Consider the following 26328-nt stretch of genomic DNA (forward strand, 5'->3'; position numbering starts at 1 on the left):
CGGCGGCGTCAGTCGCGAAAATCCGGCACCCGGTCGGGTCGGGCGTAGGGGAAGAAGTCCGCCGGCTCGATCGGGTGATAGCGGTTGAGCCCGGCGATCGCCCGCAGTTCCAGTGCGGCCAGGTCGATGGCGCCGTCGTCCATCAGCCCGTCGTCGCGCACCTCGAGCGTTTCCACCCGTCCCACCAGCAGCGCCGTGCCGTTGCTACGGATGGGAATCTCCTCGGTCAGCCGCAGCCCGATGCGGATGGGGCTTTCCGCCACGAACGGGGCGTCGAAGCCGTCGCGGTAATGCGGGGTGAGCCGGCAGTGTTCGAACTCGGATTCGTCCGCGCCGAACTTGGCCGAGGTGTAGTGGGCCCGTTCGGCCATCGCCCCGGTAATGGCGTTGAGCGTATACACCCCGGTGGCTTGGATGTTCTCGTGACTGTGGCGCGGCACGGTGGTGGGCCGCAGCATCAGGCCCAGAAACGGCGGATTCGATCCGAGGTGCACCGCCGAACTGAAAACCGCCAGGTTCTCCCGGCCATCGCGGCTGCGGGTGCCGACCAGGTTCGCGGCCTTTACGCCGGTCACGCTGTTGATCAGGTTCAGGCGGTAGACGCGGTCCAGTTCCTCGAGGGCGGTGGCGTCGAAATGCTGCCAGTCGGTCATGTTAGCCCGGATATTGCACGAGGGATCGCGAGTGATTTGGGATTTCGCAGCAAGCAGCGCGCCGGCCTGGAGCGTAAACCCTAGCCGTAGCTAGGGTTCTAGTGAAGGCCAAGTGATGCGCCGCGAGAAACCCAAAGCGCCGCGATAGATTGGCGCGCAATTCAAGCCGTGCAGGCGGAATCAGTTTACGACGATGCCTGTTTTTCATGTGTTCCCGTGTGTTACGCGACCGCGTCAACCGCCCTCGTGCCATATCCGGGCTACTACCGCCGGCGTGGCCGCATCTGATAGCGCGCCAGGCTGGTGGCCACCACCTCGCCGTCGTTGTTGCACAGCTCGCCGTGGAGCACGAATTCGGCCTTGCCCTCGGCGATGGTTTCGGCCTCGATGCGCTCGGCCTCGGTGGGGGTCATGGTCAGTTCGATGGTGACGTCGGTCTTGGCCGCCTTGACGAAGGCCATGTCCAGCGAGGTCACGATCGGGATGTAGCGGCGCATGCCGAAGGTGGCCAGCATCAGCGGCCCGCCGGGGAATTCCGCCAGCGTGAACAGGGCGCCGGCATACATGGTGCCGATGTGGTTGACGTTGCCCTTGAGCGGCATGCGACAGACCACGCGGCCGGATTCCAGCGCCTCCACCCGCACGCCGGAACGGCGCACGAACGGGATCACGAAACGGGACAGCGACTGGATCAGCCGCGGCTGGATGCGGTCACTGTAAATCTGCTCGGCGCGGTCCACGGGCAGGCCGGCGGCGCGGGCGCGGTCCAGCATGCGCTGGGACAGGTCGGCGATATCGGGCATCGATGCTGGTGGTCCGGAGTGGGGCTGCGCATGTTAGCACCGGCCGCGTTGTCAGCCCGTGGACGTACCCGGATGGATCACCGGCTTGATGGCGAAATCGTGCTGAATGGCCAGGTCGTGTTCGCGTAGCTGCGGTTCCAATAGCGCCCACATCTCGTCGTAGCGATAGAAGGGCACGCGCGGGAACAGGTGGTGGATGAGGTGATAGTTCTGCGACTGCAGCAGCGGCGTCATCAGGGTCTCGAAACCCTGGCGCACGGTGGTGGCGCGGGTGAAATTCTCGGCCTGCGGGGTGTCGTGGGGTTCATGCGGCAGCCAGAAGAAGGCGAAGCCGAGTAGTACCTGGGTCAGCCGCCCTGGCAGGAACCACAGGAACAGCAGTTCCAGGCCGTAGCCGGCGGCGATGATGGCCGCGAACAGGCTGGCGCAGATAGCGATGGCTACCAGCGTGGGCCTGAGATGCCGGTAGGCGGTCTTGTCGCCGTGGCGCAGGACGAAATAGAAGTACCAGGCGTCGATGAACATCCAGCGCACCGGCAGCAGCGACTTCGGGCCCTCGAAGCACCAGCGGTCCGGGTCCTTCGGCCCCGAGGCGTGCTGGTGATGCTGGATGTGGCCCCAGCGGAACAGGCCGAGCGTGACCATGGGGGCGAACGGGATCAGGGCAATCTGGCCGATGACATCATTCAGCCCCTGGTGGCGGGACACCGCGCGGTGGATGGCGTCGTGCACCACCGAAAAGATCAGATAACCGATCAGGCCGTTGATCAGGGCGCCGGCCCAGAGCGGGATCAGCCCCGCCACACTGGCCGCCACCGACGAGAAGAACACCGCGAAGCACACCGCCATCATCGCCAGCGTCTGCCAGGCCACCAGTGGCGGCTGGCATATCTCCCGGATGCGGGCGCGGTTGTCGTCGTTGGTCAGCTCGCGCTGGATCTGGCCGAGGGTCATGGACATGGTCGGATCTCCGGATTCAGGCTGACCGAAGGACGTCGTGGTCGGTCTCGAACAGCGGATGCAGCACCGTGCGCAGCAGCGGCTGAGTGAGTTCTTCCAGCCGCCGCCCGTGCAGCAACTGGCCGGCGGTGTGCAGATTGAGCAGGCCATGCACCGCGCCCCAGGCCACATGCATGATGTCGCGCGGGTCGCCATCCAGCCGCCCGGCCTCGGTGGCCTGGGCCACGATCGCTACCAGGTAGTCGAACGCCGCGCGGCGCACGGCCAGCAGGTCGGGATAGTCGGCCAGTGGTGGCTGGTCGGCGGCGAACATCAGTTGATAGTCGGCCGGCTGCGCCCGCACGAACTCGAGGATGCCGTGGTGGATGGCCTGCAGCCGCGCGGCCGGGTCCGAGCCGGGCCGGTCGCAGTCGCGGATGCAGTCGAAAAAGCGCTGGTAACAGTCCAGCCGCAGGGCGGCGAACAGCGCGTCCTTGTTCTCGAAGTAGCGGTACGGCTGGGTGTGGCTGGTGCCGGTGCGCTCGGCCAGCCGGCGAAACGACACCGCGTCGGCGCCTTCCTCGCGGTACAGGGCCAGGGCGGCCTCGCACAGCCGGCGACGAACACGTTGGATTTCCCGATTGTCCAGGGCAGCACGCGGCATCTTGTAACAGTGTTTAATTTACACCGTAAAGTTATGGATGCCGTCGGCTTCTGTCAACCGGGCGAGTTAATGCCGGGCCGCGCGCAGCAGTCGCTGCCGGCGCAGGGCCCGGGCGAGTTCGCGGGTGTCGGTGAACGGCCGGCGGGCTACCAGCCGGAGCAGTAGCAGGGCGGTGACCAGGGCGTCGGCATGGGCGTTGTGCCGGTCGCGGGTCAACAGTGGCAGGCGGAAGAAGGCCGCGGCGGCATCCAGCGTCGGCGGCCGGGCGGCGAACTCGGGTTCGGCCAGGCACACCCAGTCGGCCACGTCGATCACCGGGCCGGCCAGCCGCGGCTCGCCTGTCCGGACCAGCGCCCGGTCGAGCACGCAGCGGTCGAAGGCGGCGTGATAGGCGAACAGCGGCGCGTCACCCCGCCATGCCCGGAAGGCGGCGGCGGCCCGGCCGGCCGGCGGCGCGGCAGCCAGCGTCTCGGGGGTGAGCCGGTGCACCAGGATGTTGTCCGGATCGGTGACCCGTTCGGGGTCGGCCAGCTGGTAGAAGCCGTCGTCCAGATCCAGTTGGCCGCCGGTCACGCTCACGGCGCCCACCGACAGCAGGGCCGCCCGGCGGGGGTCGAGGCCGGTGGTTTCGGTGTCCACCACCACCAGCCGCCCGTCCAGCGGCCGCGGCGGGCCGGCGCGCCAGGGGCGCAGGCGGTCAAGCAGGCGCCTCACGGGTAGTCGAGTTTCAGCCGCGTCTGCAGACGCCGGGCCTGGCGTAACGATTCCTTGAGCACGCGCTGGTCCAGCAGGCTCAGGCGATAGGGGTCGATGCGGTTGCTCAGCGGTTCGTCGGCGGCCAGCTGGGCCTGGTTGTGGCGCAGCCGCAGCAGCTGCACGAACGAGAAGGCCTCCTGCCAGGCCTGGGCATCGCGCCGACGGATGGCTTTTGTCGCCGCCAGCGCGGCCAGACGTTCCTGGGTGTTGTTGGCCGCCACCCGGTGGGTCAGCGCCAGCACCCGCGTGGCGCCGATGAACGGTTGCAGGGCGCTCTTCTTGAGGTCGAGCCGCCGGCCTTCCTCTCCCCGCTCGGTGACGAAATCCCGCACCAGACCCAGCGGCGGCCGGTTGCCCAGCGCGTGGTGGGCCAGGGCGTGGCGGAAGATGCTGTTGCCCGCGGCGCGATCGAGCACCATCGCCCGCAGCCGCTCGACCGCGTCGACATCCCCGGCCAGCGCCCGGCAGTCGAGATAGATGGTGGCGTCCAGCAGATGCGCCGGCGTGGTGCTGCGGATGATGCCCTCGAAACGGGCCTGCCATTCAGCGCGGCTCAGGCACAGCGCCGGATTGCCGGCCATGATGTTGCCGCGGCACAGGTCGAAGCCGATCTGGTCCAGCGCCTGGTTGATCTGCTGCGCCAGCGGTAGCAGCCGCGTGCGCACCGCCTCGGTGTCGCCCGGTGCGGCCTCGAACAGCAGGCCGTTGTCCTGATCGGTGGCCAGGGTCTGTTCGCCGCGCGCCTCGCTGCCGAACGACAGCCAGGTGAAATCGGGCACCGGTTCCGGCCAGGCCTCCCGGCAGATGGTGATGGCCCGCTCGACCGCGGCGTCGTTGAGCCGCGTGATGAGCCCGGTGAGCTGGGTGGCGGAGGCGCCGAAGGCCAGCATGGCGCGGATCAGTTCCCGCATCTCGCGGCGCCGGGCCCGCAGGCCGTCCAGCGTCCGGCAGCGGTCGATACCGCGCGACAGATGCACCAGATTGACCCGCCGCAGCGCGAACAGGTCGCGTTCGGAAATCACCCCGGCCAGCGCGCCGCCGCGGGTGACTACCAAGTGGCCGATGCGGTGTTCCACCATCAGCAGGGTGGCCTCGAACGCCGACTCGCCGGCGTCCAGCTGCAGCGGGTTCGGGGTCATTACCGCGGACAGCGGGGCCTCCAGCCCGTCGGCCCGGGTAGCCACCAGCCGGCGCAGGTCGCGCAGGGTGAAGATGCCGGTGGGTTGCCGGTTGCCGTCGACCACCACGATGCTGCCCACCTCGTCGGCATGCATGCGCCGCACGGCCTCGCGCACCGACAGATCGGGCTCGCCGGTCACCGGCGGCCGGCCGATCAATTGCTGCAGCGGCGTGTCCAGGGACACATCGGCCTGCAGATCGGCGGCCGCCTCGCCGCGCCAGCACTCGTGTGACTGGTGCAGCAGGGCGCCGGCGCGCCGCCGGCAGAATTCGCGGAAGGGCTCGGCCTGTTCGTGCAGCAGCCGGAAACCGGCGGCCGGGATATCGATCACGAAGCTGTCGCGCTCGGCCACATGCCGGGTCCGGGTGGCGCGGTTTTCGCGCAGGGCGGCGCTGAGCAGCGTTTCCCCCGGGCCGGACTCGAACACGATCTCGTCGTCCGCCCCGTGGCCGCCGATCAGCCCCTGCTGCACCACGCTGAAATGCGCGGGCGGGCCGTCGTCGGGCGAGATCAGCGTGTGGCCGGCGGGATGGTAGGCGAGGTGCGCGCCGGCCAGCGCCCGGTCCAGCAGAGCCGGCTCGATGCGGTTATAGGGCTCGAATGCGGCCAGGAATTCGCGTGCCGCGCGCCGGGTGGCCAGCGCCCCCGGGGCGTCATCGATCGGCGTCTGGCCGCTGCCGGTGGAAGAGTCTGTTGCCGTCACCCGATTGCCGCCCGTGGTTGCGTGCCACGCCGGCGAATGTCGCAGACCGCCGCTGGCACGGCAATCCCGTCTGCAGGCGGTCAGGCGGTCAGGCGGCGCGGTCGGTCGGCTCGTGCCGGCTCCCGTCGAGGTGATAGTTGTCCAGGTCCAGTTCCGACGTCAGCGCGCGGTATCGCCGGTTGGTGCCCGGCCAGTTGTTGGTGATGCGCCCGTCGGCGGTGTGATACCAGCTGTTGCAACCCCAGTTCCAGACGGTATCGGCCAGTTCGTTCTGGATGTCCGCGTTGTACTGCTGCACCACGTCCGGTTTTACGTCCAGGGTCCGGGCCCGGCCGGCACGCAGCTCGCCCAGGCACTGGCGGATGTATTCCACCTGACACTCGATCATGTAGATGATGGAGTTGCCGCCCAGGTTGGTGTTGGGCCCGTAGCAGATGAACAGGTTGGGGAAGCCATCCACGGTGATGCCCAGATAGGCCTCGGCGCCGTCCGCCCAGCGATCGGCCAGCGACCGGCTGCCGCTTCCCTCGATGGTCATCGGAGCCAGGAATTCGGTGGCGCGGAAACCGGTGCCGTAAATGATCGCGTCCACCGCGTAATCGCGGCCGTCCGCGGTGCGGATGCCATCGGGGGTGATCCGCTCGATACCACCGGTTTCCAGGATGACGTTGTCGCGGGTCAGCGCGGGGTAGTAATCGCTGGAAAACAGAATGCGCTTGCAGCCGATGGGATAGTCGGGTGTGAGTTTCTCGCGCAGTGCCGTGTCCTTGACCTGGCGTTTGAGATGGAAGCGCCACCAGGCGCGGAACAGCCCCGAAAGCCGGCTCTGCTGATGGAAGGCCGGCACGCTGGCGTCGCCGGAAGCCCGCAGTGCCCAGCGGAAGATGTCGCGGTAGCGGGGGAGATGCCGGAACAGCCAGCGGTTGATCCGGCCGTAGGTACGCTGGAAGCGGGGCAGCAGGTAGGGCGCGCTGCGCTGGAACAGCACCAGCCTGCCCACCTCGGCGGCGATGCGCGGGACGAACTGGATGGCGCTGGCCCCGGTGCCGATCACCGCCACCCGCTTGTCGCGCAGATCGTAGTCGTGATCCCACTCGGCCGAATGGAAGCTGTGGCCGGCGAAGTCGTCGCGGCCGGGGATGTTCGGCCAGCCGGGCCGGCTGAGCTGGCCGACGCCGGTGATCAGGGCGTCGAACTCGTGTGTCTCGCCCTGGCTGGTGCGCAGATGCCAGACCCGGGCCTCGTCGTCGAAGCGGGCCGATTCGATTTCGGTGTTGAAACGGATATGCGGATACAGCCCGTAGCGGCGGGCGCAGTCCTGCTGATAGGCCAGGATTTCCGGCTGCTCGGGGTACGGGCAGGTGAAGCGGGCCTGGTAATCGAACGAAAACGAATACAGATGCCAGGGCACATCGCAGGCCGCCCCCGGGTAGGTGTTTTCCCGCCATACGCCGCCGACCTCGTCGCCCCGCTCGAACAGGGTGAGATTCTCGAACTCCTCCTGCTTGAGCCGGATGCCGGCGCACAGGCCGGAAAAGCCGGTGCCGATGATGGCGATGCGCGGCGTGGCGGCGCTGGTGTCGTGTCTGGCGGCCTGCATAAGCGGTGTGCTCCGAGTCGCGGCGTGATGGCGAGCGGGACGGTAGTTCGAAGATGACGGGGTCGTCAACTTTTATCCCTCGCCGGGCCGGGTAACGGGCCGGCAGCGCCAGCCGCCTGCCCGTTACCGAGCGATTAGCTGATCAGCCAGCTCAGCAGGAGCACGCCCAGCAGCAGCCAGATAATGCCGGGGATCACCGCCTTGCGGACCAGCGCACGCGCGCCGGCGTAGACGAGCAGCAGGCCGATCAGGAGAAAGGCAAGGCTGAACACCGAGCTGCTGATGCCCAGGGCCTCGGTCAGCCCGTCGACGAAGCTGTTCAGCACACCGTCGATCTGTTCGAACAGCCAGCGCAGGCCATCCACCGCGGCGCGGATGCCGCTGCCCAGCAGTTCCCCGATCCAGTAGAAGAATTCCTGCACCCTGACTCCGTCGAATGCCGCGATGCTGCGGCCGTCAGTGTAACCTCGGGCCGGTCATCGGGTAGCGACGGGAGGGCGGAACGGTGGATCAGGCTTTCTGGCACGCGCGCTGGTCGCGCGATGAAATCGGATTTCATCAACCGGCGGGCAATCCGTTGCTGGCTGCCCACTGGGACAGGATCGGCGTGCCGGCCGCCGGCGAGGTGCTGGTGCCGCTGTGCGGCAAGACGCCCGACATGGCCTGGCTGGCGGGCCGCGGCCACAGCGTGACGGGTGTGGAACTCAGTGATACCGCCGCGCGTGATTTCTTTGCCGAACAGAACATGACGCCACGGATGGACGAATACGCCGGTTTCCTCCGCTATCGGGCCGATCGCATTCGTATCGACGTGGGCGATTTCTTCGCCTGGCCGGCTGCCGCGTTCGCCGGCTGTGACGGGTTCTATGACCGCGCTTCGCTCATCGCCCTGCCGCCCGACATGCGCCAGCGCTATGCCGATACCCTCGGCAGCAGGCTGCCACCCGGCAGCCGTGGCCTGCTGATCGGCCTGACCTATCCGCCGGGGCAGATCAGCGGCCCGCCGTTTTCGGTAGACCATGACGAGGTGATGGCACGGCTATCACCGTACTTCGACATCGAAGTGCTGGCGGATAACGATGCCCTGGCGAACAGCCCCAACTTGCGTGACCGCGGGGTCACGGAACTGCGGGAGACCGCCTACCGGCTGGTGCGCAGGGCCTGACCCGTCGCCGGCGGGTCAGAACACGCCGGCCTCGAGCCCGGCCGCCATGGCCATGCCCAGCTCGCGGCAGTCATCGACGAATGAGTCGCGGAAATCGCCGCGACAGACCAGCGGCTCGTTCACGGCACGCCAGCGCAGGCCGGTGGTGATGGTATCCACCGCTCGGCAGGTGCCGGTGCCGTCCGATCCGGCCCGCACGCAAAGGGCGTAGGGCAGACCCTGCTTATGGTCGAGCACGGCGTAGTAGGTCCGATCGAAGAAATCCTTCAGCGCGCCGCTCATGTAACCCAGATTCTCCGGCGTGAACAGCAGGATCGCGTCGGCTGCGAGCACGTCATCCGGCCCGGCTTGCAGCGGCGCGGCCCGCTGCATGGAAACCCCCTCGATGGTGGCATCCGAGGCGCCTTCGGCCAGCGCTGTGGCCAGCCGTTCGGTATTCGGCGAGGGGGCGTGGGCGATGATCAGAAGCTGCTTGTCGGTACTCATGATTGTTCCGTCGGCTTGCCCGCTGGTGCGTCCGGCCGGCAGTTTAGGTACGCTACTGCGCCCTATTCGAAGGTGTGGCGAATTATCGTCGCGCTGCAGGCAGTGTAAGAGTTCGTCATCCACGTCGTCGGCGCCACTGGCCCACGACGATCACCAACACAGCAAAACAGGCTGACTATTCGGGAGGATTGATCGTGACCGCAGACAATACTGAGGCAAGCACACCCAAGAAGAAATCGGTTGCCCTCTCGGGCGTGGTCGCCGGTAACACGGCGGTGTGCACGGTCGGGCGCACCGGTAATGACCTGCACTACCGTGGGTTCGATATTCTCGACGTTGCCGAGGCCTGTGAGTTCGAGGAAATCGCCCATCTGCTGATCCACGGCAAACTTCCCAATCGCGCCGAACTGGCGGCCTACAAGCGCCAGCTGCGTGCCTTGCGCGGCCTGCCAGCCAACGTCAAGAAGGCGCTGGAGTGCCTGCCCGCCGCCACTCATCCGATGGACGTGATGAAGGTCGGCGTGTCGGTGCTGGGTTCGGTGTTGCCGGAGGCGGCCGATCATCCCCATTCCGGCGCCCGCGACATCGCGGATCGGCTGCTGGCCAGCCTCGGGTCGATGCTGCTGTACTGGTATCACTTCTCGCATTCCGGCCGGCGCATCGAGGTGGAAACCGACGATGATTCCGTCGGGGGGCACTTCCTGCATCTGCTGCATGGCGAGGCACCGCCGGACCTCTGGGTGCGGGCCATGCACACCTCGCTGGTGCTCTACGCCGAGCACGAATTCAACGCCAGCACCTTTACCAGCCGCGTCATCGCCGGGACCGGTTCGGATTTCTACTCGGCCGTGGCCGGCGCCATCGGCGCCCTGCGCGGACCCAAGCATGGCGGCGCCAATGAAGTGGCGTTCGAAATCCAGAGCCGCTATGACAATCCGGACGAGGCGGAAGCCGACATCCGCGAGCGGGTGGCCAACAAGGAAGTTGTCATCGGGTTCGGGCACCCGGTCTACACGGTTTCCGACCCCCGCAACCGCGTCATCAAGGATGTCGCCAAGCAACTGTCCGACGATGCCGGCCGCACCAAGATGTTCGACATCGCCGAGCGGCTTGAGACGGTGATGTGGGACGTCAAGAAGATGTTCCCCAATCTCGACTGGTTCAGCGCCGTCAGCTACAACATGATGGGCATCCCCACCGCCATGTTCACCCCGCTGTTCGTGATGTCCCGCATCACCGGCTGGGCGGCCCATATCATCGAGCAGCGCCAGGACAACAAGATCATCCGCCCGGGTGCCAACTACATCGGTCCGGAGGATCGTAAGTTCGTGCCGATTGACGAGCGGGACTGATTCAGGCGACGTCGTGAATCCGGCGAAAGGCCCGGGCGACTTCGGTGTGCTCGGGTTTTTTGGGTTCAGCTGGGTATTTCGGTGGCCATAGGCCGGCATAAGTGGCGCGTTTCCGGCAATGCGGCGTTGCCAGCGCTCCGAGAAAAAGAAGATTCCGCCCCGCTGAAGCAGGCCGGGTAACTTTACTTGTGCGACAAGAAAGTTACCAAAGAAGCGCTTCCGGCGGGCGAGTCCTGCCTCGAACGGTGTTCGAGGCAGGATGCCCTGTGCGCCTCGGTCGGCGAGGGGGTTTCCGACAGTACATCCATTTACTGGCGGAAACCGCGCGCCCGTCCTGGGCGCGCCCACGGGTCGGGAACCTCGCCGCCCTGCAGAGCTCGGCTCGTCCCGACGGGGCAAGAGCTGCTAAATCCGATTGTGGCAGCTTTCTTCCGCCTCCTTAGCGCTTGCCGACCGGCCGGTGGGCAAGCGGTCCGGGTCGCCTTTCTTTTCGTCTCTTTTCTTCGGCGACGCAAAGAAAAGGGACTCGCCCTTCAGGGCGAAATTCTTCTTTTCTCAATCTTGAATTGGCGCACTGGATGGGTCTTACGCCGGTGCTTGAGCGGTGGTAGGGCCAGTATTCCGACCGGGTGCAACGTCAGGAAGCTGCTGCCCTCAATCGAATAAAACTACCTGCCGCACCGCTTCCCCGGCAGCCAGTCGGTCGAACCCGGCGTTGATCTCGTCCAGCCGCAGCCGGTGAGTCAGCAGCCGATCCACTGGTAGGCAGCCGGCCCGGTACAGGGCGACGTAGCGGGGGATGTCGCGCGAGGGCACGCCGGAGCCGAGATAGGAACCGCGCAGGGTGCGTTCCTCGGCTACCAGGCTGACCGCGGGAATCGCCAGCTGATCCTCGGGATGCGGCAGGCCGACGGTGATGGTGGTGCCGCCGCGACGGGTGGCGGCGTAGGCCTGGGCCAGCACGGCGGCGCTGCCCACGGTTTCCAGCGCATAGTGGCCGCCCCCGCCGGTGGCGCTGCGGGCCGCTTTCACGGCATCGGTGTTCGCGGCATTGATGGTGGTGGTGGCGCCCAGGTCGCGGGCCAGTTCCAGTTTGCTGTCCAGTCGATCGACGGCGACGATCGGGTGTGCCCCGACGGCGCGGGCGCCGATCAGGGCGGCGAGTCCGACCCCGCCCAGTCCGAAGATGACGACCGATTCTCCGGGCCGCACCCGGGCGGTGTTGGCGACCGCGCCCACGCCGGTGAGCACCGCGCAGCCGAACAGAGCGGCGATTTCCGGGGGCAGATCGGGATCAACACGCACGGCGGAGTTCGCGGCCACCACGGTCTGTTCGGCGAACGCGGATACGCCCAGATGGTGATGCCGGGTGTCGTCACCCCGGTGCCAGCGTCGGGCGCCGGACAGCAGCGTACCGGCACCGTTGGCGGCGGCGCCGGGTTCGCACAGGGCAGCCCGGCCTTCGGCGCACGGGGCGCAGTGACCGCAGCCGGGTACGAATGCGAAGACCACCTGGTCGCCGAGGTCGAAACCGGACGTGTCCGGGCCCAGGGCCTCGACCGTGCCGGCCGCTTCGTGGCCCAGCACCATGGGTGTCGGCCGCGGCCGCGAGCCGTTGATCACCGACAGGTCGGAATGGCACAGCCCGGCGGCGCGCACGCGGACCCGCAGTTCGCCGGGGCCCGGCGGGTCCAGGTCAAGCGGTTCGATGGTCAGCGGCCGAGAGTCGGCGTACGGGGCGGGCAGCCCCATCTCGTGCAGTACAGCAGCGTTGACCGGCATCAGGAACGTTTCTCTTAGTAGGCCCGCATCTTGAGCACCTTCCAGTTACCTTTTTCCTCGGTAACCTCCACCCGCGCGGCCATGCGGCTGCGGTTTTCGCCCATGCGCAGGTTGAACATGGCGTCGGCGTCGTAGCCGCCTTCCTCGGTTTCGGCCATCTTCTGGATCTTCAGATCCGACACTTCGATGGTATCCGGGTCCGCCAGCGTGCCCATGTCGCGCGCCAGCCGCAGGGCGTCCTTGTCGGTCTTGCGGAAATACTCGATCTGCTGCTCCGCACTCGCACGCAGCTGGCTCTCGACCGCCTCGGTGAGTTCGGCATCCGAGGGGGCCTCGGCTTGCGCGCCCATCGATACGGCGAGCACGGCTAGGGCGAACAATCCACGATGAATCATGATGGCCTCCGATCAGGCATATGTCTGACCAAGACTATACGCCCCGTGGCTCTGTGTGGAGTCAGCCGTGAGCAAGCTATCCTCTGGCCCCATGCGGTCATGAGCTTTACAGGTGCCGGCGCCGGGCCTAGAATGCCGCTGACCAATCGATCAGTCAGCCTAATGGAAGCCGCTACTCAAGCCTTTGACGGCGCCGACAAGATCCGGCGCGCCGCCGCCGATTTGTTCGGCGAACGCGGCTTCGATGCCGTGTCGATCGCGCATATCGCGGACCGGGCCGGTTCCAGCAAGGCCAACATCTTCCACCATTTCGGCAGCAAGGAAGCTCTGTACTTTGCGGTGTTGCGTGAGGCGGTGGACCGCAGCACCGACCATTTCCGCGATGCCATGCGGGCCGAACTCGATCCGGCCCAGCGTATCGAGCGGGCTATCCGCGGCAGCCTGACGGTGCTGTTCGAGGATCCGGAGCGGGCGCGCCTGATCTTCCGGGAAGTCATGGAGTCAGGCCCCTGCCGCGCCGAGGCGCTGGCCAACGAGGTGTTCGGCGATGATTTCACCGCTCTGACTCGGCTGTTTGCGGACATCCAGCCCGGCGGCGAGACCGACGGCGCGGTGCCGCCCAGTTTTCTCGCCCATGTGCTGCTGTCCTGTAACGTCATGCTGTTCCACTGTCATCAGGTGCTCCGGCATCTGCCGGGCGGCGAGTACGCGGAGCAGCAGGAGCACTACATCAAGATGCTGCGTGATGTGCTTCTCAGCAGTATGCGAGCCAAACAGGAGACCAACGCGTGAGATCCGTTCGAGTCGCGGCTGTGGCACTGCTGGTGGCCGGCTGGCCGCTGGCAGGTCAGGCCAACAAGCTGATCGACATCTATGAGTTGGCCAAGCGCGAGGACGCCACTTTCGCGGCGGCCGAGGCCCAGTATCGCGCCGACCGCGAGGTGTGGCCGCAGGCACGGGCCGCAGTGCTGCCCAGCGTGAACGCCACCGCCAGCTACTCGAAGATCGAACGCGAGGTCGAGCAGACACCGTTTGCCGGCGGCGGCGGGGCCGGCCCGACGCCGCCGTTCACGGATGACTTCAACAGCAAGTCCTACGGCGTGGAACTGCGCCAGCCGCTGTTCAACTGGGGTATTCCGGCCACCCTGCGGCAGGGGCGCGACCGACTGGAAATCGCCGAGCTGGAACTGCAGCAGGCGCGGCAGAATCTTCAGGCACGGGTGATGCACGTCTATGTGGACTTTCTCAAGGCACAGGCCGCGCTGCGTCTGACCCGCGAGGAGCGCGAGGCGATCGCGGCCGATCTGGAACAGACCGAGGGCCGCTATGAGGTGGGGGAGATCAGCGTCACCGCCCTGCAGGAGGCCCGCGCCGCGCGGGACCTGAGCGAGTCGCGCATCATCGCCGCCGAGGCCGCGCTGGATGAAGTGCGCGAGCGGCTGCGTGAACTCACTACCCGCTGGTACGAGACCCTGCCGGACGTGCCGCTGGGCTATGACCCGCAGATGCCGGAACCGGCCGACATCGACGTGTGGGTGGACCGAACCCTGCGCTACAACCCGGGCTTCACCGCCACCGAACGCCAGACCGAGGTGGCGCGCGAGGAGATCGAGCGCAAGCGCGCCGCCTATATCCCGGATGTCGATCTGGTGGCTGGCTACCAGGACACCGACGACACCGACTTCGTGTTCGGCGGCGCCAGTAACGACACCCGTATCGGCCTCGAGGCCACCTGGGCGCTGTTCGACGGAGGCCGCAACTTTTCCGAAGCCCGCGAATCCCGCGCGCTGTATGCGGCCTCCGAAGCGGAGATGGAACGGGCCCGCCGCGAGGTGACCTCGGCCACCCGCAACGCCTACCGCGGCGTGGTCACGCAGCTGCGCCAGGTACAGGCGCTGGACAAGGCGGTAGAGTCGGCCCGCACCGCCCTGCGCAGCATCCGCAGCGAGTTCGAGCTGGGCGAACGCAATCAGACCGACGTGATCGACGCGCGTCGCAATCTCTATTCGGCGCTGATCGAGCGTGCCCGCGCGAAATACGATTACGCCAGCGCTGTCACCCGGCTGCGCCTTGCCGCCGGCGTACTGGTGCCGGAAGACCTCGCCCGGATCGATGCCCTGCTGCTCGATCCGGACGCCCCTGCTGAAACCCTGATTCCCGAGTCGGAGTAACCCATGCGCCTACGCATGTTCATTGTCATCGTGCTGCTCGCCGTCGTGCTGGGCGGTGTTTTCGGCTGGAAGCTGTTTACCAATCACATGCGTGATCAGTTCATCGCCAACATGCAGGCGCCGCCGGTGAACGTGGCTGCCGTGCCTGTCGACACCGCCGAGTGGGAGAACACCCTCCAGGTCACCGGTGAAGTCGTGGCCATCCAGGGGGTATCGGTCAGCGGCGAGGCGGCCGGCATCGTGCGCGAAATCAAGTTCGAATCCGGCGACCGGGTCGAGGCCGGCGATACGCTTGTTGCCCTGGATACCGCGGAGGACCGCGCTCGGCTGGAAGGCCTGCGGGCGGACGCCCGCCTAGCCCGGGCCACGCTCAAGCGCAAGCAGGGCCTGCGCGACCGTGATTTGGGTTCGCAGGCCGATCTCGACGAGGCTCAGGCCCGCGCCAGTCAGACCTCGGCGGCCGTTTCCGCACAGGAAGAACTGATCGCGAAGAAGACCATCCGGGCCCCGTTCGCGGGACGGCTGGGTATCCGGCAGGTGGACCTGGGCGAATACCTGAGTCCCGGTGCCGGCCTGGCGATGCTGCAGCGTCTGGATGAGGTATACGTCGATTTCGAGGTGCCGCAGGAGCGTATTGCGGCGCTGTCCCCGGGGCAGTCGGTGGACGTGCGGGTGGCGGGTTATTCCGACACCTTCGAGGGCACGGTGGAAGCCCTGGATCCGGCCCTCGACACCGCCACCCGCACGGTGCGGGTGCGGGCGCGGGTGGCCAACGAGGACGAACGCCTGCGCCCGGGCATGTACGGCAACGTCGAGTTGTCCGTGGGCGAGCCGGAGGAGTTCCTCACCATCCGCCAGACGGCGATCGCCTACAACACCTACGGCGACTCGGTGTGGGTGGTAGTGCCGAAGGACGGCGAGGGCGAAGACGGCCTCACCGCCGAGCGCCGCACGGTCAAGGCCGGTCGCACCCGCGGTGATCAGGTCCAGATTCTCGACGGCCTCGAACCGGGGGACCGGGTGGTCGTGTCGGGTAATCACAAGCTGCGCCCGAATGCCACGGTCGAGGTCGACAACGAGATCCTGCCCTCCGACGAGTCCGATCCCGAGAACGTGGAAAACTACTGATGCGCCGCCGTCTCTCGCCGGTCCCGCATCGCCCTGACGCAAGGTAATCAGCGTATGCAGTTCACCGATATCTTCATCCGCCGCCCGGTGCTGGCTACCGTGGTGAGCCTGCTGATCCTGCTGGTGGGCCTGCGGGCCTATTTCGATCTGACGGTGCGCCAGTATCCGCAGTCGGACAAGGCGGTGGTGAGCGTGCAGACCACCTATGTCGGCGCCGATGCGGAACTGGTCAAGGGCTTCATCACCACGCCGCTGGAAAAGGAAATCGCCTCGGCCGACGGCATCGACTATCTGCAGTCCACCAGTGCCCAGGGTGTGTCGGTGATCCAGGCGCATCTGGAACTCAACTACAACCCGATCGAGGCGCTGACCCAGATCACCTCCAAGGTGAACAAGGTGCGCTCCGAACTGCCGGAAGCCTCGGAAGACCCCGTGATCGACGTGCAGGTGGGCGAGACCACCGCCTCGATGTACATGAGCTTCACCAGCGAGGTAATGGAGCCCAACGAGATCACCGACTACCTCAACCGGGTGGTGGTGCCGGAGCTATCCACCGTGGCCGGGGTGGAAAGCGCGGAAATCATCGGCGGACGGCGTTTCGCCATGCGTATCTGGCTGGACCCGGACCGGCTGGCCGCCTTCAACCTGACCCCGCGTGAGGTGCGCCAGCGCCTGGCCGAGAACAACTTCCTGGCCGCAGTCGGCTCGACCAAGGGCAACATGGTCAAGGTGGCGCTGGATGCTGCCACCGACCTGAGCAGCGAGCAGGAATTCCGTGATCTGGTGGTCAGCGAGTCGGACGGCACCCTGGTGCGTCTGGGTGATGTGGCCGAGGTGGAACTGGGCGCCGAAACCTACGACAACAGCGCCATCAATACCGGCCGCGAGGGGCCGTTCGTGGGCATCACGGTGCTGCCGCTGGCCAACGAATTGACGGTGATCCAGGACGTGCGGGAGAAATTCCCCGAGATCACCGCCCAGTTCCCGCAGGGGCTGCGCGGCGAAATCGTCTATGACGCCACGGAGTACATCGAGGAAGCCATCAACGAGGTGGTGTTCACCCTGGGTCTGGCCCTGGCCATCGTCACCCTGGTGATCTACCTGTTCATGGGATCGCTGCGGTCGGTGCTGGTGCCGGTGCTGGCGATTCCCTTGTCGCTGATCGGTGTGGGCACGGTGATGCTGGTGCTCGGCTTCTCAGTGAACCTGTTGACGCTGCTCGCGCTGGTCCTGGCGATCGGTCTGGTGGTGGACGACGCCATCATCGTGGCGGAGAACATCCACCGCCACATCGAGAACGGCATGAGGCCCATCGACGCCGCCATCCGCGGTGCGCGCGAACTGGGCACCGCCATTATCGCGATGTCGCTGACCCTGATTGCGGTATACCTGCCCATCGGATTCACCGGCGGGCTCACCGGCAGCCTGTTCACCGAATTCGCCTTCACCCTGGCCGGCGCGGTGTTCATTTCCGGCATCGTGGCGATCACCTTTTCGCCGATGCTCTGTTCCAAGGTACTCAAGCCGCACAACGGCAACGGTGGTGGTTTCCAGAACTGGCTCGACGACAAGTTCGAGCGTCTGCGCGCTGCCTATCAGCGGCGGCTGCACGGCTCGCTGGAGTTTCGCCCGGTGACCTATCTGTTCGCCGCGGTGGTGGTGGTCAGCTGCTACTTCCTGTTCATCATGGGTGAGAGCGAACTGGCCCCCACGGAGGATCAGAACATCCTGTTCGTGCAGGCCACCGCCCAGCCCAATGCCACGCTCAAGCAGCTGGAGATGTACACCCGGGAGATGACTTCGTTGTATGACGAGTTCCCGGAGAAGGACCGCTACTTCCTGATCAACGGTTTCGCCGGGCCGGGCCAGGCCGGGGCCACCAACCGGGCGATCTCGGGCATGGCGCTCAAGCCCTGGGGCCAGCGCGAACGCAGCCAGATGGAGATCAAGCCCGAGTTCACCGAGGTCATGCGCGGCGTGGCCGGGCTGGATACCGCGGTATTCGAGCGGCCACCCCTGCCGGGCAGTGGCGGCGGCCTACCGGTGCAGTTCGTGGTGGGTTCCACCGCGGAACCGGATCAGATGCGCGATGCCGTCAACGAGCTGGCCGCCCGGGCTCAGCAGAGCGGGTTGTTCCTGTTCACCGATCTGGATCTGAAGTTCGACCGCCCGCAGGTGACAGTGCAGATCGACCGCGAGGCGGTGGCCGATCTGGGGCTGACCATGCAACAGGTGGGCAGCGACCTGGCCACGATGATGGGTGGCAATCTGGTCAACCGGTTCTCTATCCAGGGTCGGGCCTACGAGGTTATTCCCCAGGTGGTGCGCGGCGAACGTCTCAACCCCGACCAGCTGGAGAACTACTACATCCGTTCGGCCGACGGGCGGAAGGTACCGATGTCGGCGGTGGTGTCGCTGGAAACGAATGTCGAGCCCCGCAGTCTGGCGCGATTCCAGCAGCTCAACGCCGCCACCCTGTCCGCGGTGCCCACGCCCGGCGTGACCATCGGCCAGGCGCTGGAATACCTGCGTGGCGAGGCGGCGCAGGTGCTGCCCAGCGACTACAAGCTGGATTATGCAGGCCAGTCCCGCCAGTTCGTGGAGGAAGGCAATGCCCTGATCATTACCTTCTTCTTCGCCATCATCCTGATCTATCTGGTGCTGGCCGCCCAGTTCGAGTCCTTCCGCGACCCCATCATCATGCTGGTGACGGTGCCGATGTCGGTGGCCGGGGCGCTGGCCTTCATCACCGTGGGCGTGACCACCATCAACATCTACACCCAGGTGGGGTTGATTACCCTGATCGGGCTGATCAGCAAGCACGGCATCCTGATCGTGGAATTCGCCAACCAGTTGCAGGCCGAAGGCCGTAGCAAGCGCGAGGCGATCGAGGAGGCCGCCAGCCTGCGTCTGCGTCCGATCCTGATGACCACGGCCGCCACGGTCATGGGCATCATGCCGCTGGTGGTGGCCACCGGCGCGGGGGCGGCGGCGCGCTTCTCGATGGGTGTGGTGATTGTGGCAGGCATGTCCATTGGCACGCTGTTCACCCTGTTCGTGGTGCCGGCCATCTATATGCTGCTGGCGCGCGACCGTCGGGCCGAAGCGGCCGAATCCACTGACGACGGCAGCCGGACCACCGCGCCCGACCCGGCCTGACGCGGAAATGCAGACCCGGGCGGCGGCGTTGTGCCGCCGTCCGTTGTCGCATCTGCCCGTACCCCGGTCGGGGTCGCGCCCACGACAGACGTGCCTGTCGGCTCTATGATGTAGGCCATGCCGCCGGTTCCGGCGGTGACAGGTCTGGGCCGACATCCGTGGGGGCGGTGGTGGCGGTCGTTGCCACCGATCCGAGCACGGCCAGGGAGACGTCATGGGTTTCGAGAAGTTGCTGATCGCCAATCGCGGCGAGATTGCCATCCGTATCATGCGGGCGGCCGCCGAGATGGGCATTTCCACCGTGGGCATCTACGCCCGTGAGGACCGGTTCGCGCTGCACCGGTTCAAGGCTGACGAAAGCTACGTGGTGGGCGAGGGCGCCAAGCCGATCGCCGCCTACCTCGATATCCCCGACATCATTCGCATCGCCCGCCAGAGCGGGGCCGATGCCATCCATCCCGGCTATGGGTTCCTGTCCGAGAACGCGGATCTGGCGGAGGCCTGCACGCAAGCCGGCATTACGTTCGTGGGGCCGCCGGCCGAGGTGCTGCGGCGGCTGGGCGATAAGGTCTCCGCCCGGGCGGCGGCAGAAGCGGCGAAGGTTCCGGTGCTGCCGGCCTCGAAGGTTCTGCCCGAGGACATCGAAGCGGTGCGGCCGATTGCCGAGGAAATCGGCTATCCGGTAATGCTCAAGGCCAGCTGGGGCGGCGGCGGCCGCGGCATGCGCATGATCCACGAGCCGGACGAGCTGGCCGGTGCGGTGGAGTCCGCCCGCCGTGAAGCCAAGGCCGCCTTCGGCAACGACGAGGGCTATCTGGAAAAGCTGGTGGTGCATGCCCGCCATGTGGAAGTGCAGGTGCTGGCCGACGCCCACGGCAACGTCATGCACCTGTTCGAGCGCGACTGCACGGTGCAGCGCCGCCATCAGAAGGTGGCCGAGCGGGCACCGGCGCCGTACCTGAGCGAGCAGCAGCGACAGTCCCTGTGCGATTCGGCGCTGCGCCTGTGCCGCGAAGTGGGTTACGTAAACGCCGGCACGGTGGAATTCCTGATGGACGCCGACACCGGCGAGTTCTACTTCATCGAGGTCAACCCCCGGATCCAGGTCGAGCACACGGTGACCGAGGAGGTCACCGGGGTGGATATCGTCAAGGCCCAGCTGCGCGTGGCGCAGGGCGCCCGCATCGGGGATCCGGCGGGCCATCTGCCCGATCCCGACCAGCTGCGCCTGGACGGCCATGCGCTGCAGTGCCGGGTCACCACCGAGGATCCGGAGAATGGCTTCGCCCCGGATTACGGGCGGCTCACCGTCTACCGCAGTCCGGCCGGCCTGGGCGTGCGGCTGGACGGGGGCACCGCCTATTCCGGGGCCGAGATCACCCCCTATTACGATTCCCTGCTGGTGAAAGTCACCACCTGGGCGCCCACGGTGGAGGAGGTGGTCACCCGTATGGACCGGGTGCTGCGTGAATTCCGCATCCGCGGGCTGTCTACCAACCTGCAGTTCCTGGAGAACGTGATCGGCCATCCGACGTTCGCCCCGGCGGACTACACCACCGACTTCATCGATACCACGCCGGAGCTGTTCGAGTTCACACCCCGCCGTGACCGTGCCACCAAGCTGCTGCGCTTCATCGGCGACGTGGCGGTCAACGGCCATCCGCAGATGGCCGGCCGCACCCCGCCGCCGCGGCCGCTGCCGGCGCCGCGGCTGCCGGACGCGGACCTGCAGACGGAAATCCCGCGGGGTCTGCGCGATGAACTGCTGGAACGCGGCCCGGCCGGTTTCGGCCGATGGCTGCGCGAGCAGGACCGCGTGCTGCTCACCGATACCTCCATGCGCGATGCCCACCAGTCGCTGTTTGCCACCCGGCTGCGCACCCGCGACATGCTCGAGATCGCCCCCTATTACGCGCGGATGGCGCCCGATCTGTTCTCGCTGGAGTGCTGGGGCGGGGCGACCTTCGACGTGGCCCTGCGTTTTCTGAGGGAAGACCCCTGGCTGCGGCTGGCGCGCATCCGCAAGGCGGTGCCAAACATCCCGCTGCAGATGCTGCTGCGGGCCTCGAATGCGGTGGGCTACACCAATTATCCCGACAACGTGGTGCGCTACTTCATCGAGCAGGCGGCGGCGACGGGGATCGACATCTTCCGGGTATTCGATGCCCTCAACAACGTCGACAACATGCAGGTGGCCATGGCCGCGGTGATCGACGCCGGCGCCGTGTGCGAGGCCACCATCTGCTACTCGGGCGATCTGTGCGACCCGGGCGAGGACAAGTACACGCTGGCCTACTACGTGACCATGGCCCGCCAGCTGGAAGACGCCGGCGCGCACATCCTGGCGATCAAGGACATGGCCGGGGTGTGCAAGCCGGCGGCCATCGATCAGCTGGTGCGAGCCCTGCGCGAGGCCACCGATCTGCCGGTACATTTTCACACCCACGACACCAGCGGCATTTCGGCCGCCAGCGTGCTGGCGGCGGTGGCCGCCGGGGCCGACGCGGTGGACGGGGCGCTGGATGCGCTGTCCGGCCTGACCTCGCAGCCCAACCTCGGTGCCATCGCTGCCGCGCTGGCCGGCGGCGACCGCGATCCGGGCGTGGATCGCACCGCCCTGCGCCAGCTATCCGACTACTGGGAAGGGGTACGCCGCTATTACGCCCCGTTTGAATCGGGCGTGCGCTCGGGTACCGCGGATGTCTACCGTCATGCCATGCCCGGCGGGCAGTACAGCAACCTGCGCGAACAGGCCCGGTCCATGGGGCTGACCCGCCAGTGGCCGGAAGTGGCCCAGGCCTATGCCGACGTGAACCGTCTGTTCGGCAATATCGTCAAGGTTACCCCCACCTCCAAGGTGGTGGGGGACATGGCCCTGTACATGGTCGCTCAAGGGCTGACGCCGGAGCAGGTGGTCGACCCCGACCATGAAGTGGACTTCCCGGACTCGGTGGTGTCGTTCTTTCGCGGCGAGCTGGGCACGCCGGTCGGGGGATTTCCCGAGGCGCTGCAGCGCAAGGTCCTGCGCGGGGAAGCCCCCATCGAGGGGCGCCCCGGCGCCAGCCTGGAGCCGGCGGATCTCGACGCGATCCGGGCCGAGGCCGAAGCCGAGATCGGCGGCGAGGTCAGCGCCACCGACCTGGCCTCCTATCTGATGTACCCGAAGGTGTTCGTCGAGTTCGCCGATCACCGCAGCCGTTTTGGCGAGGTCAGTCGTCTGCCCACCCCCGTGTTCTTCTACGGGCTGGCGGAACAGGAAGAGATCAATGTCGACATCGAGACTGGCAAGACGCTGGTGATCAGCCTGCAGGGCCGGGCGGAGGACGAGGACGAGGGGCACACCAAGCTGTTCTACGAGCTGAACGGTCAGCCGCGGATGATTCGGGTTGCCCACGAAGGCAGCGAAGCCGCCGCCAGCCGGCCCCGGGCCGACCCCGACAACCCCGACCACCTTGGCGCCCCGATTCCGGGCATGGTGGTCCAGGTGGCGGTACAGGAAGGACAGGCGGTGAAGAAGAACGAATCGCTGCTTTCGCTGGAGGCGATGAAGATGGAAACTGGGGTCGCCTCGCCCCGGGACGGCAAAGTCATCCGGATTCACGTCAAATCCGGCGAAACCGTGGCCGCCCGCGACCTGTTGATTGAGGTCGGGGACTGACGTCGTGGCCCGGCCCCGAAGAGGGGGCCGGGCGTTGACCGCTGCAATTCCCGCCGTGTGGCCGGCGCCCTCAGTTCTGGACGGTAATCCGGCGTGGCTGGGTATCGGCCCGCTTGTCGATAGTTACCCGCAGGACGCCCTGGTCCACGCGGGCGGTCACGCTGTCGGTGTCCGCGCTGTCGGGCAGCGCCAGCTGGCGTTCGAAGGTGCCCACCCGGCGTTCGCGGCGGCGGATCTCACCGGTATCCGACGTGGGTTTGCGCTCGCCGGAGATCGTCAGGATGCCTTTCTCCAGATTCAGGTCGATGTCGTCCCCGGCCATGCCGGGCACATCCACCATGATTTCGTAACCATTGGCGGTTTCGGTGATGTCTACCGGTGGCGTCCAGGCCTGCGGCCGTTCGTCGTGGCGGGCAAGGCCCGCGAAAGCCGGATGGAAAACGGGGCTGTAGAAACGATGCTGCAAGCTCATGATCAATCCTCCTGACATGCTGACTTGTGCGATGACAGGAAGATGCGGGCTGGCCCGGGGCTTTCAAGGTGGGCAGGGCCGGTCCGGGTCTTTATAGTGCGTGGACGATCAGGAACGATGGCTTGTCATGACCGGAAAACCGAGTTTCAACTGGGCGGACCCCTTGGGCCTCGAAGGCCAACTGACCGAGGATGAGCGCGCGGTGCGCGATGCCGTGCGCAGCTACGCCCAGGGCCAGCTGGCCCCCCGCGCGACCATGGCCTTCCGCGAGGGCCGCTTCGATCCGGGTATCTACCCGGAGATGGGTGAGCTGGGGATGCTGGGCACCACCCTCCAGGGTTACGGGTGTCCGGGGCTGTCGCATGTGACCTATGGATTGACCGCCTTCGAACTGGAGGCGGCGGATGCCGGCTACCGCTCGGCGCTGTCGGTGCAGTCCAGCCTGGTGATGTATCCGATCCACACCTACGGCAATGAGGCCCAGCGGGAGCAGTATCTGCCACGCCTGGCGTCCGGGGAACTGATCGGCGCTTTCGGCCTGACCGAGCCCGATCACGGGTCCGACCCCGGCGGCATGACCACCCGCGCCAGACGCGACGGCGACGACTGGTTGCTGTCCGGCACCAAGACCTGGATCACCAACGCCCCGATCGCCGGCGTGTTCGTGATCTGGGCCAAGGACGACGATGGCGTGATCCGTGGCTTCGTGCTGGAGCGCGACATGCCCGGCCTGGAAACCAGCACCATCGAGGGCAAGTTCAGCATGCGGGCCTCGGCAACCGGCATGATGCACATGGACGGCGTGCGCGTGCCCGACAGCCAGCGACTGGCCGGTGTCGAGGGGCTGAAGGGACCGTTCGGCTGCCTCAACAAGGCTCGCTACGGCATTTCCTGGGGCGCGATGGGGGCGGCCACCGCCTGCTGGCACGCCGCCCGCGAGTACGTGCTGGAACGCAAGCAGTTCGGCCGGCCGCTGGCCGCCAACCAGCTGATCCAGAAGAAACTGGCGGACATGCAGACCGAAATTGCCCTGTCGCTGAATGCCTCGCTGCAGCTGGGACGACTGTTCGACGCCGGCCGGGCAACCCCGGAAATGGTGTCCCTGATGAAGCGCAACGCCACCGGCAAGGCACTGGACATCGCCCGCGCCGCCCGCGATATGCACGGTGGCAACGGGATTGTCGATGAATACGCGGTGATCCGGCACATGCTCAATCTGGAGACCGTGAACACCTACGAAGGCACCCACGATATCCACGCGCTGATCCTCGGCCGGTCTCAGACGGGCATCCAGGCCTTTTTCTGATCCGCGTCGCCAACGCCGCCGGTCGGGGCACCTGACCGGCCGATCGCAATGCACGAATCCGAGATTTCGTTTGTTCCGCTGCTGGTGGTAGTGGCGCTGGGCTTTCTGGTGCCGCTGGCGCTGTCGCCCGTGCGCCGCTTCGGCATTCCGGTAATCGTGGGCGAGATCGTGGCCGGCATCATTGTCGGCCAGAGCGGGCTGGGGCTGGTGGAATCCGGGCGCGTGCTGGAAGTGCTGTCTGCCTTCGGCTTCGCTTATCTGATGTTCCTCTCCGGTCTGGAGATGGATTTCTCCCAGATCCCCCGTCAGCGTTCGCTGCAGGCCAGCAGCCGGCTGGCGCGACTGGTGCGCAATCCTTTCGCGCTGGGCGGTCTGATGTTCGCCCTGACCGCGCTCTGTTCCGTGGTGGCCGGGTTCTATCTGCGCCATCTCGGTGTGGTCGACAGCCCCTGGCTGATGGCGATGATCCTGTCCACCACGTCGCTGGGCGTGGTGGCGCCGGTCCTCAAGGAGCGAGGGCTGCTGGCCGAGCGCTACGGCCAGACCATCCTGGTGTGCGCGCTGATCGCGGATTTCGTCACCGTGCTGCTGATCAGCACCTATGTGCTGTTCCAGAGCGAGGGCCTGAGCCTGGAAATGTTTGTGGTGCTGATCCTGGTGATGGTTTTCCTTATCGCCTACCAGTTGGCCGCCCGCTTCCGCGAGCATGTGCCGGCCCAGGACCTGATGCGGATGCTGTCCACTGCCACCGCGCAGATCCAGGTGCGAGGGTCGCTGGCGGTGGCGCTGGTATTCATCGCGCTGGCGGAAAGCCTCGGCGCGGAGAACATTCTCGGTGCCTTCCTGGCCGGGGTGATCATCTCGCTGCTGTCGGGCAGTCACAGCTCGGTGCTGCGCGAGAAGCTGGATGCCATCGGCTACGGCTTCTTCATCCCGGTTTTCTTCATCATGGTGGGGGTGCAGTTCGATCTGCCCGCGCTGCTGGCCTCCGGCTCCGGACTGCAACTGGTGGCGGTACTGGTGGCGATTGCGCTGGCGGTCAAGCTGATCGGCGGTCTGGTGTTCCGGCTGGCCTATTCCTGGCGCCAGACGCTGGCCGCCAGCACCCTGCTCAGCGCCCGCCTGTCGCTGATCATCGCGGTAGCCACCATCGGCCGGGAGATCGGTGCCATCACCCCGGCGCTGGAAGCGGCCATCATCCTGGTAGCCATCGTCACCTGTCTGCTATCGCCGATGCTGTTCAATCGCCTGCTGCCACCGGGGCCACGGCCGCGCGACCATATTCTGGTGGCTGGCGCCGGTGCTGATGCGCGGGCACTGGTGGCACGTCTGCGCGCGCTGGAACTGGACGTGGAGGCCGTTGCCCTGCGGGAGGCCCACGCGGAAGACGAAGCCAAGGGCGATACCTCGTCGGCGCGTCTGGCGAGGCTGAGCGAGGCCGGTATCGACGAGGCCGGCATCGTGGTCGCCATGGCCGAGTACGACGAAGATAGCCAGTACGTATGCCGCCTGGCCCGCGACATCCATTCGGTCCATAACGTGGTGGCCTGGGTACGGGACCCGGCGCACAACCGCCGTTTTCTGGATGCCGGCGCCCAGGTGATCAACCCCAGTACATCCAAACTGCTGATGCTGGAAAGCCTGATTCTGAGCGGTGAGGCCCGCACGCTCAGCCCGGATCAGGCGCTGAGCCAGGACGTGCGGGTGGTGAAGCTGCGCAACCGCTGGCTGCGGGACCAGAAGCTCCGCGATATCGGCCTGCCGGATGGCGTGAGCGTGCTGCGCATCGAGCGCGGCGGGGAGGTGCTGATCCCCGGGCTGGACAGCAGCACCCGTGCCAACGACGTTTTCACGCTGGCCGGGGACGCCGGTCTGGTCGACGAGGTTGCCCGCCGGCTGGCCCGACCCTGGTAATCGGTAAACCGGGTCTCGCTTCTGCTTGGCGCAAGCCGCGCA

General features: G+C 66.7%; 21 protein-coding genes. 9 read left to right on the plus strand and 12 right to left on the minus strand.

What is annotated here, in order from left to right:
• Positions 1 to 8 precede the first annotated feature (8 nt).
• The 8 genes from RM532_RS06845 to RM532_RS06880 all read right to left on the minus strand — a co-directional run bounded on the left by RM532_RS06845 (position 9) and on the right by RM532_RS06880 (position 7720).
• Positions 9 to 653: a flavin reductase family protein gene (locus RM532_RS06845; RefSeq protein WP_311652471.1), complete on the minus strand. Its 645-nt coding sequence runs from the start codon at positions 651 to 653 to the stop codon at positions 9 to 11.
• Positions 654 to 916: 263 nt separating this feature from the next.
• Entirely contained in the window at positions 917 to 1456 is a 540-nt protein-coding gene (locus RM532_RS06850; protein WP_311652472.1) for a PaaI family thioesterase, read from the minus strand.
• 51 nt (positions 1457 to 1507) lie between these two features.
• Positions 1508 to 2416 (minus strand): fatty acid desaturase, encoded by a 909-nt coding sequence (locus tag RM532_RS06855; RefSeq protein ID WP_311652473.1) that lies wholly within the window; start codon positions 2414 to 2416, stop codon positions 1508 to 1510.
• 16 nt (positions 2417 to 2432) lie between these two features.
• Entirely contained in the window at positions 2433 to 3059 is a 627-nt protein-coding gene (locus RM532_RS06860; protein ID WP_311652474.1) for a TetR/AcrR family transcriptional regulator, read from the minus strand.
• Between the two features lie 66 nt (positions 3060 to 3125).
• Positions 3126 to 3773, minus strand: a complete 648-nt coding sequence (locus RM532_RS06865) for a 3'-5' exonuclease (RefSeq protein ID WP_311652475.1) — start codon at positions 3771 to 3773, stop codon at positions 3126 to 3128.
• Complete coding sequence (locus RM532_RS06870) at positions 3770 to 5698, minus strand: DUF294 nucleotidyltransferase-like domain-containing protein (protein WP_311652476.1); 1929 nt, start codon at positions 5696 to 5698, stop codon at positions 3770 to 3772. Before RM532_RS06870 ends, RM532_RS06865 begins: the two co-directional genes overlap by 4 nt.
• 88 nt (positions 5699 to 5786) lie before the next feature.
• The gene (locus RM532_RS06875) at positions 5787 to 7298 is read right to left on the minus strand and encodes a flavin-containing monooxygenase (RefSeq protein ID WP_311652477.1); all 1512 of its coding nucleotides are present in this window, start codon (positions 7296 to 7298) and stop codon (positions 5787 to 5789) included.
• Positions 7299 to 7432: 134 nt separating this feature from the next.
• Positions 7433 to 7720, minus strand: coding sequence for a hypothetical protein (locus tag RM532_RS06880; RefSeq protein WP_311652478.1), 288 nt, complete (start codon positions 7718 to 7720; stop codon positions 7433 to 7435).
• Positions 7721 to 7803: 83 nt separating this feature from the next.
• Between RM532_RS06880 and RM532_RS06885 the strand changes: the two genes are divergently transcribed.
• Entirely contained in the window at positions 7804 to 8463 is a 660-nt protein-coding gene (locus RM532_RS06885; protein ID WP_311652479.1) for a thiopurine S-methyltransferase, read from the plus strand.
• Positions 8464 to 8478: 15 nt separating this feature from the next.
• Here the strand turns inward: RM532_RS06885 and RM532_RS06890 are convergent, their stop codons facing one another.
• Complete coding sequence (locus RM532_RS06890; RefSeq protein WP_311652481.1) at positions 8479 to 8949, minus strand: flavodoxin family protein; 471 nt, start codon at positions 8947 to 8949, stop codon at positions 8479 to 8481.
• Positions 8950 to 9140: 191 nt separating this feature from the next.
• On the opposite strand from RM532_RS06890, the gene prpC reads away from it, so the two are divergent.
• The gene (gene prpC / locus RM532_RS06895) at positions 9141 to 10301 is read left to right on the plus strand and encodes a bifunctional 2-methylcitrate synthase/citrate synthase (RefSeq protein WP_423246885.1); all 1161 of its coding nucleotides are present in this window, start codon (positions 9141 to 9143) and stop codon (positions 10299 to 10301) included.
• 654 nt (positions 10302 to 10955) lie between these two features.
• Here prpC and RM532_RS06900 read toward each other — a convergent pair.
• The gene (locus RM532_RS06900; protein WP_311652484.1) at positions 10956 to 12083 is read right to left on the minus strand and encodes a zinc-dependent alcohol dehydrogenase family protein; all 1128 of its coding nucleotides are present in this window, start codon (positions 12081 to 12083) and stop codon (positions 10956 to 10958) included.
• Positions 12084 to 12097: 14 nt separating this feature from the next.
• The gene (locus tag RM532_RS06905) at positions 12098 to 12478 is read right to left on the minus strand and encodes a hypothetical protein (RefSeq protein WP_311652485.1); all 381 of its coding nucleotides are present in this window, start codon (positions 12476 to 12478) and stop codon (positions 12098 to 12100) included.
• Between the two features lie 162 nt (positions 12479 to 12640).
• On the opposite strand from RM532_RS06905, the gene RM532_RS06910 reads away from it, so the two are divergent.
• From RM532_RS06910 to RM532_RS06930, 5 genes are all read left to right on the plus strand, one after another.
• Positions 12641 to 13270 (plus strand): TetR/AcrR family transcriptional regulator, encoded by a 630-nt coding sequence (locus RM532_RS06910; protein ID WP_311652486.1) that lies wholly within the window; start codon positions 12641 to 12643, stop codon positions 13268 to 13270.
• Positions 13267 to 14649 (plus strand): TolC family outer membrane protein, encoded by a 1383-nt coding sequence (locus RM532_RS06915; RefSeq protein WP_311652487.1) that lies wholly within the window; start codon positions 13267 to 13269, stop codon positions 14647 to 14649. Before RM532_RS06910 ends, RM532_RS06915 begins: the two co-directional genes overlap by 4 nt.
• 3 nt (positions 14650 to 14652) lie before the next feature.
• Positions 14653 to 15777 carry an efflux RND transporter periplasmic adaptor subunit gene (locus RM532_RS06920; protein ID WP_311652488.1) on the plus strand — a complete coding sequence of 375 codons (1125 nt, stop codon included), beginning with the start codon at positions 14653 to 14655 and terminating at the stop codon, positions 15775 to 15777.
• 54 nt (positions 15778 to 15831) lie between these two features.
• Positions 15832 to 18936, plus strand: a complete 3105-nt coding sequence (locus RM532_RS06925) for an efflux RND transporter permease subunit (RefSeq protein ID WP_311652489.1) — start codon at positions 15832 to 15834, stop codon at positions 18934 to 18936.
• A 214-nt stretch (positions 18937 to 19150) separates the two neighbouring features.
• Positions 19151 to 22594: a pyruvate carboxylase gene (locus tag RM532_RS06930; RefSeq protein WP_311652490.1), complete on the plus strand. Its 3444-nt coding sequence runs from the start codon at positions 19151 to 19153 to the stop codon at positions 22592 to 22594.
• A gap of 70 nt (positions 22595 to 22664) precedes the next feature.
• Here RM532_RS06930 and RM532_RS06935 read toward each other — a convergent pair whose 3' ends face one another.
• Positions 22665 to 23066 carry an Hsp20/alpha crystallin family protein gene (locus RM532_RS06935; RefSeq protein WP_311652491.1) on the minus strand — a complete coding sequence of 134 codons (402 nt, stop codon included), beginning with the start codon at positions 23064 to 23066 and terminating at the stop codon, positions 22665 to 22667.
• A gap of 127 nt (positions 23067 to 23193) precedes the next feature.
• Here RM532_RS06935 and RM532_RS06940 point away from each other — a divergent pair, with 127 nt between their 5' ends.
• Together RM532_RS06940 and RM532_RS06945 are read left to right on the plus strand one after the other, a co-directional pair.
• Complete coding sequence (locus RM532_RS06940) at positions 23194 to 24372, plus strand: acyl-CoA dehydrogenase (RefSeq protein WP_311652492.1); 1179 nt, start codon at positions 23194 to 23196, stop codon at positions 24370 to 24372.
• 48 nt (positions 24373 to 24420) lie between these two features.
• Positions 24421 to 26286 carry a monovalent cation:proton antiporter family protein gene (locus tag RM532_RS06945; protein WP_311652493.1) on the plus strand — a complete coding sequence of 622 codons (1866 nt, stop codon included), beginning with the start codon at positions 24421 to 24423 and terminating at the stop codon, positions 26284 to 26286.
• Positions 26287 to 26328: the final 42 nt, after the last annotated feature.

Source organism: Spectribacter hydrogenoxidans (genome assembly GCF_031846275.1).
Taxonomy (GTDB): Bacteria; Pseudomonadota; Gammaproteobacteria; order Nevskiales; family Salinisphaeraceae; genus Spectribacter; species Spectribacter hydrogenoxidans.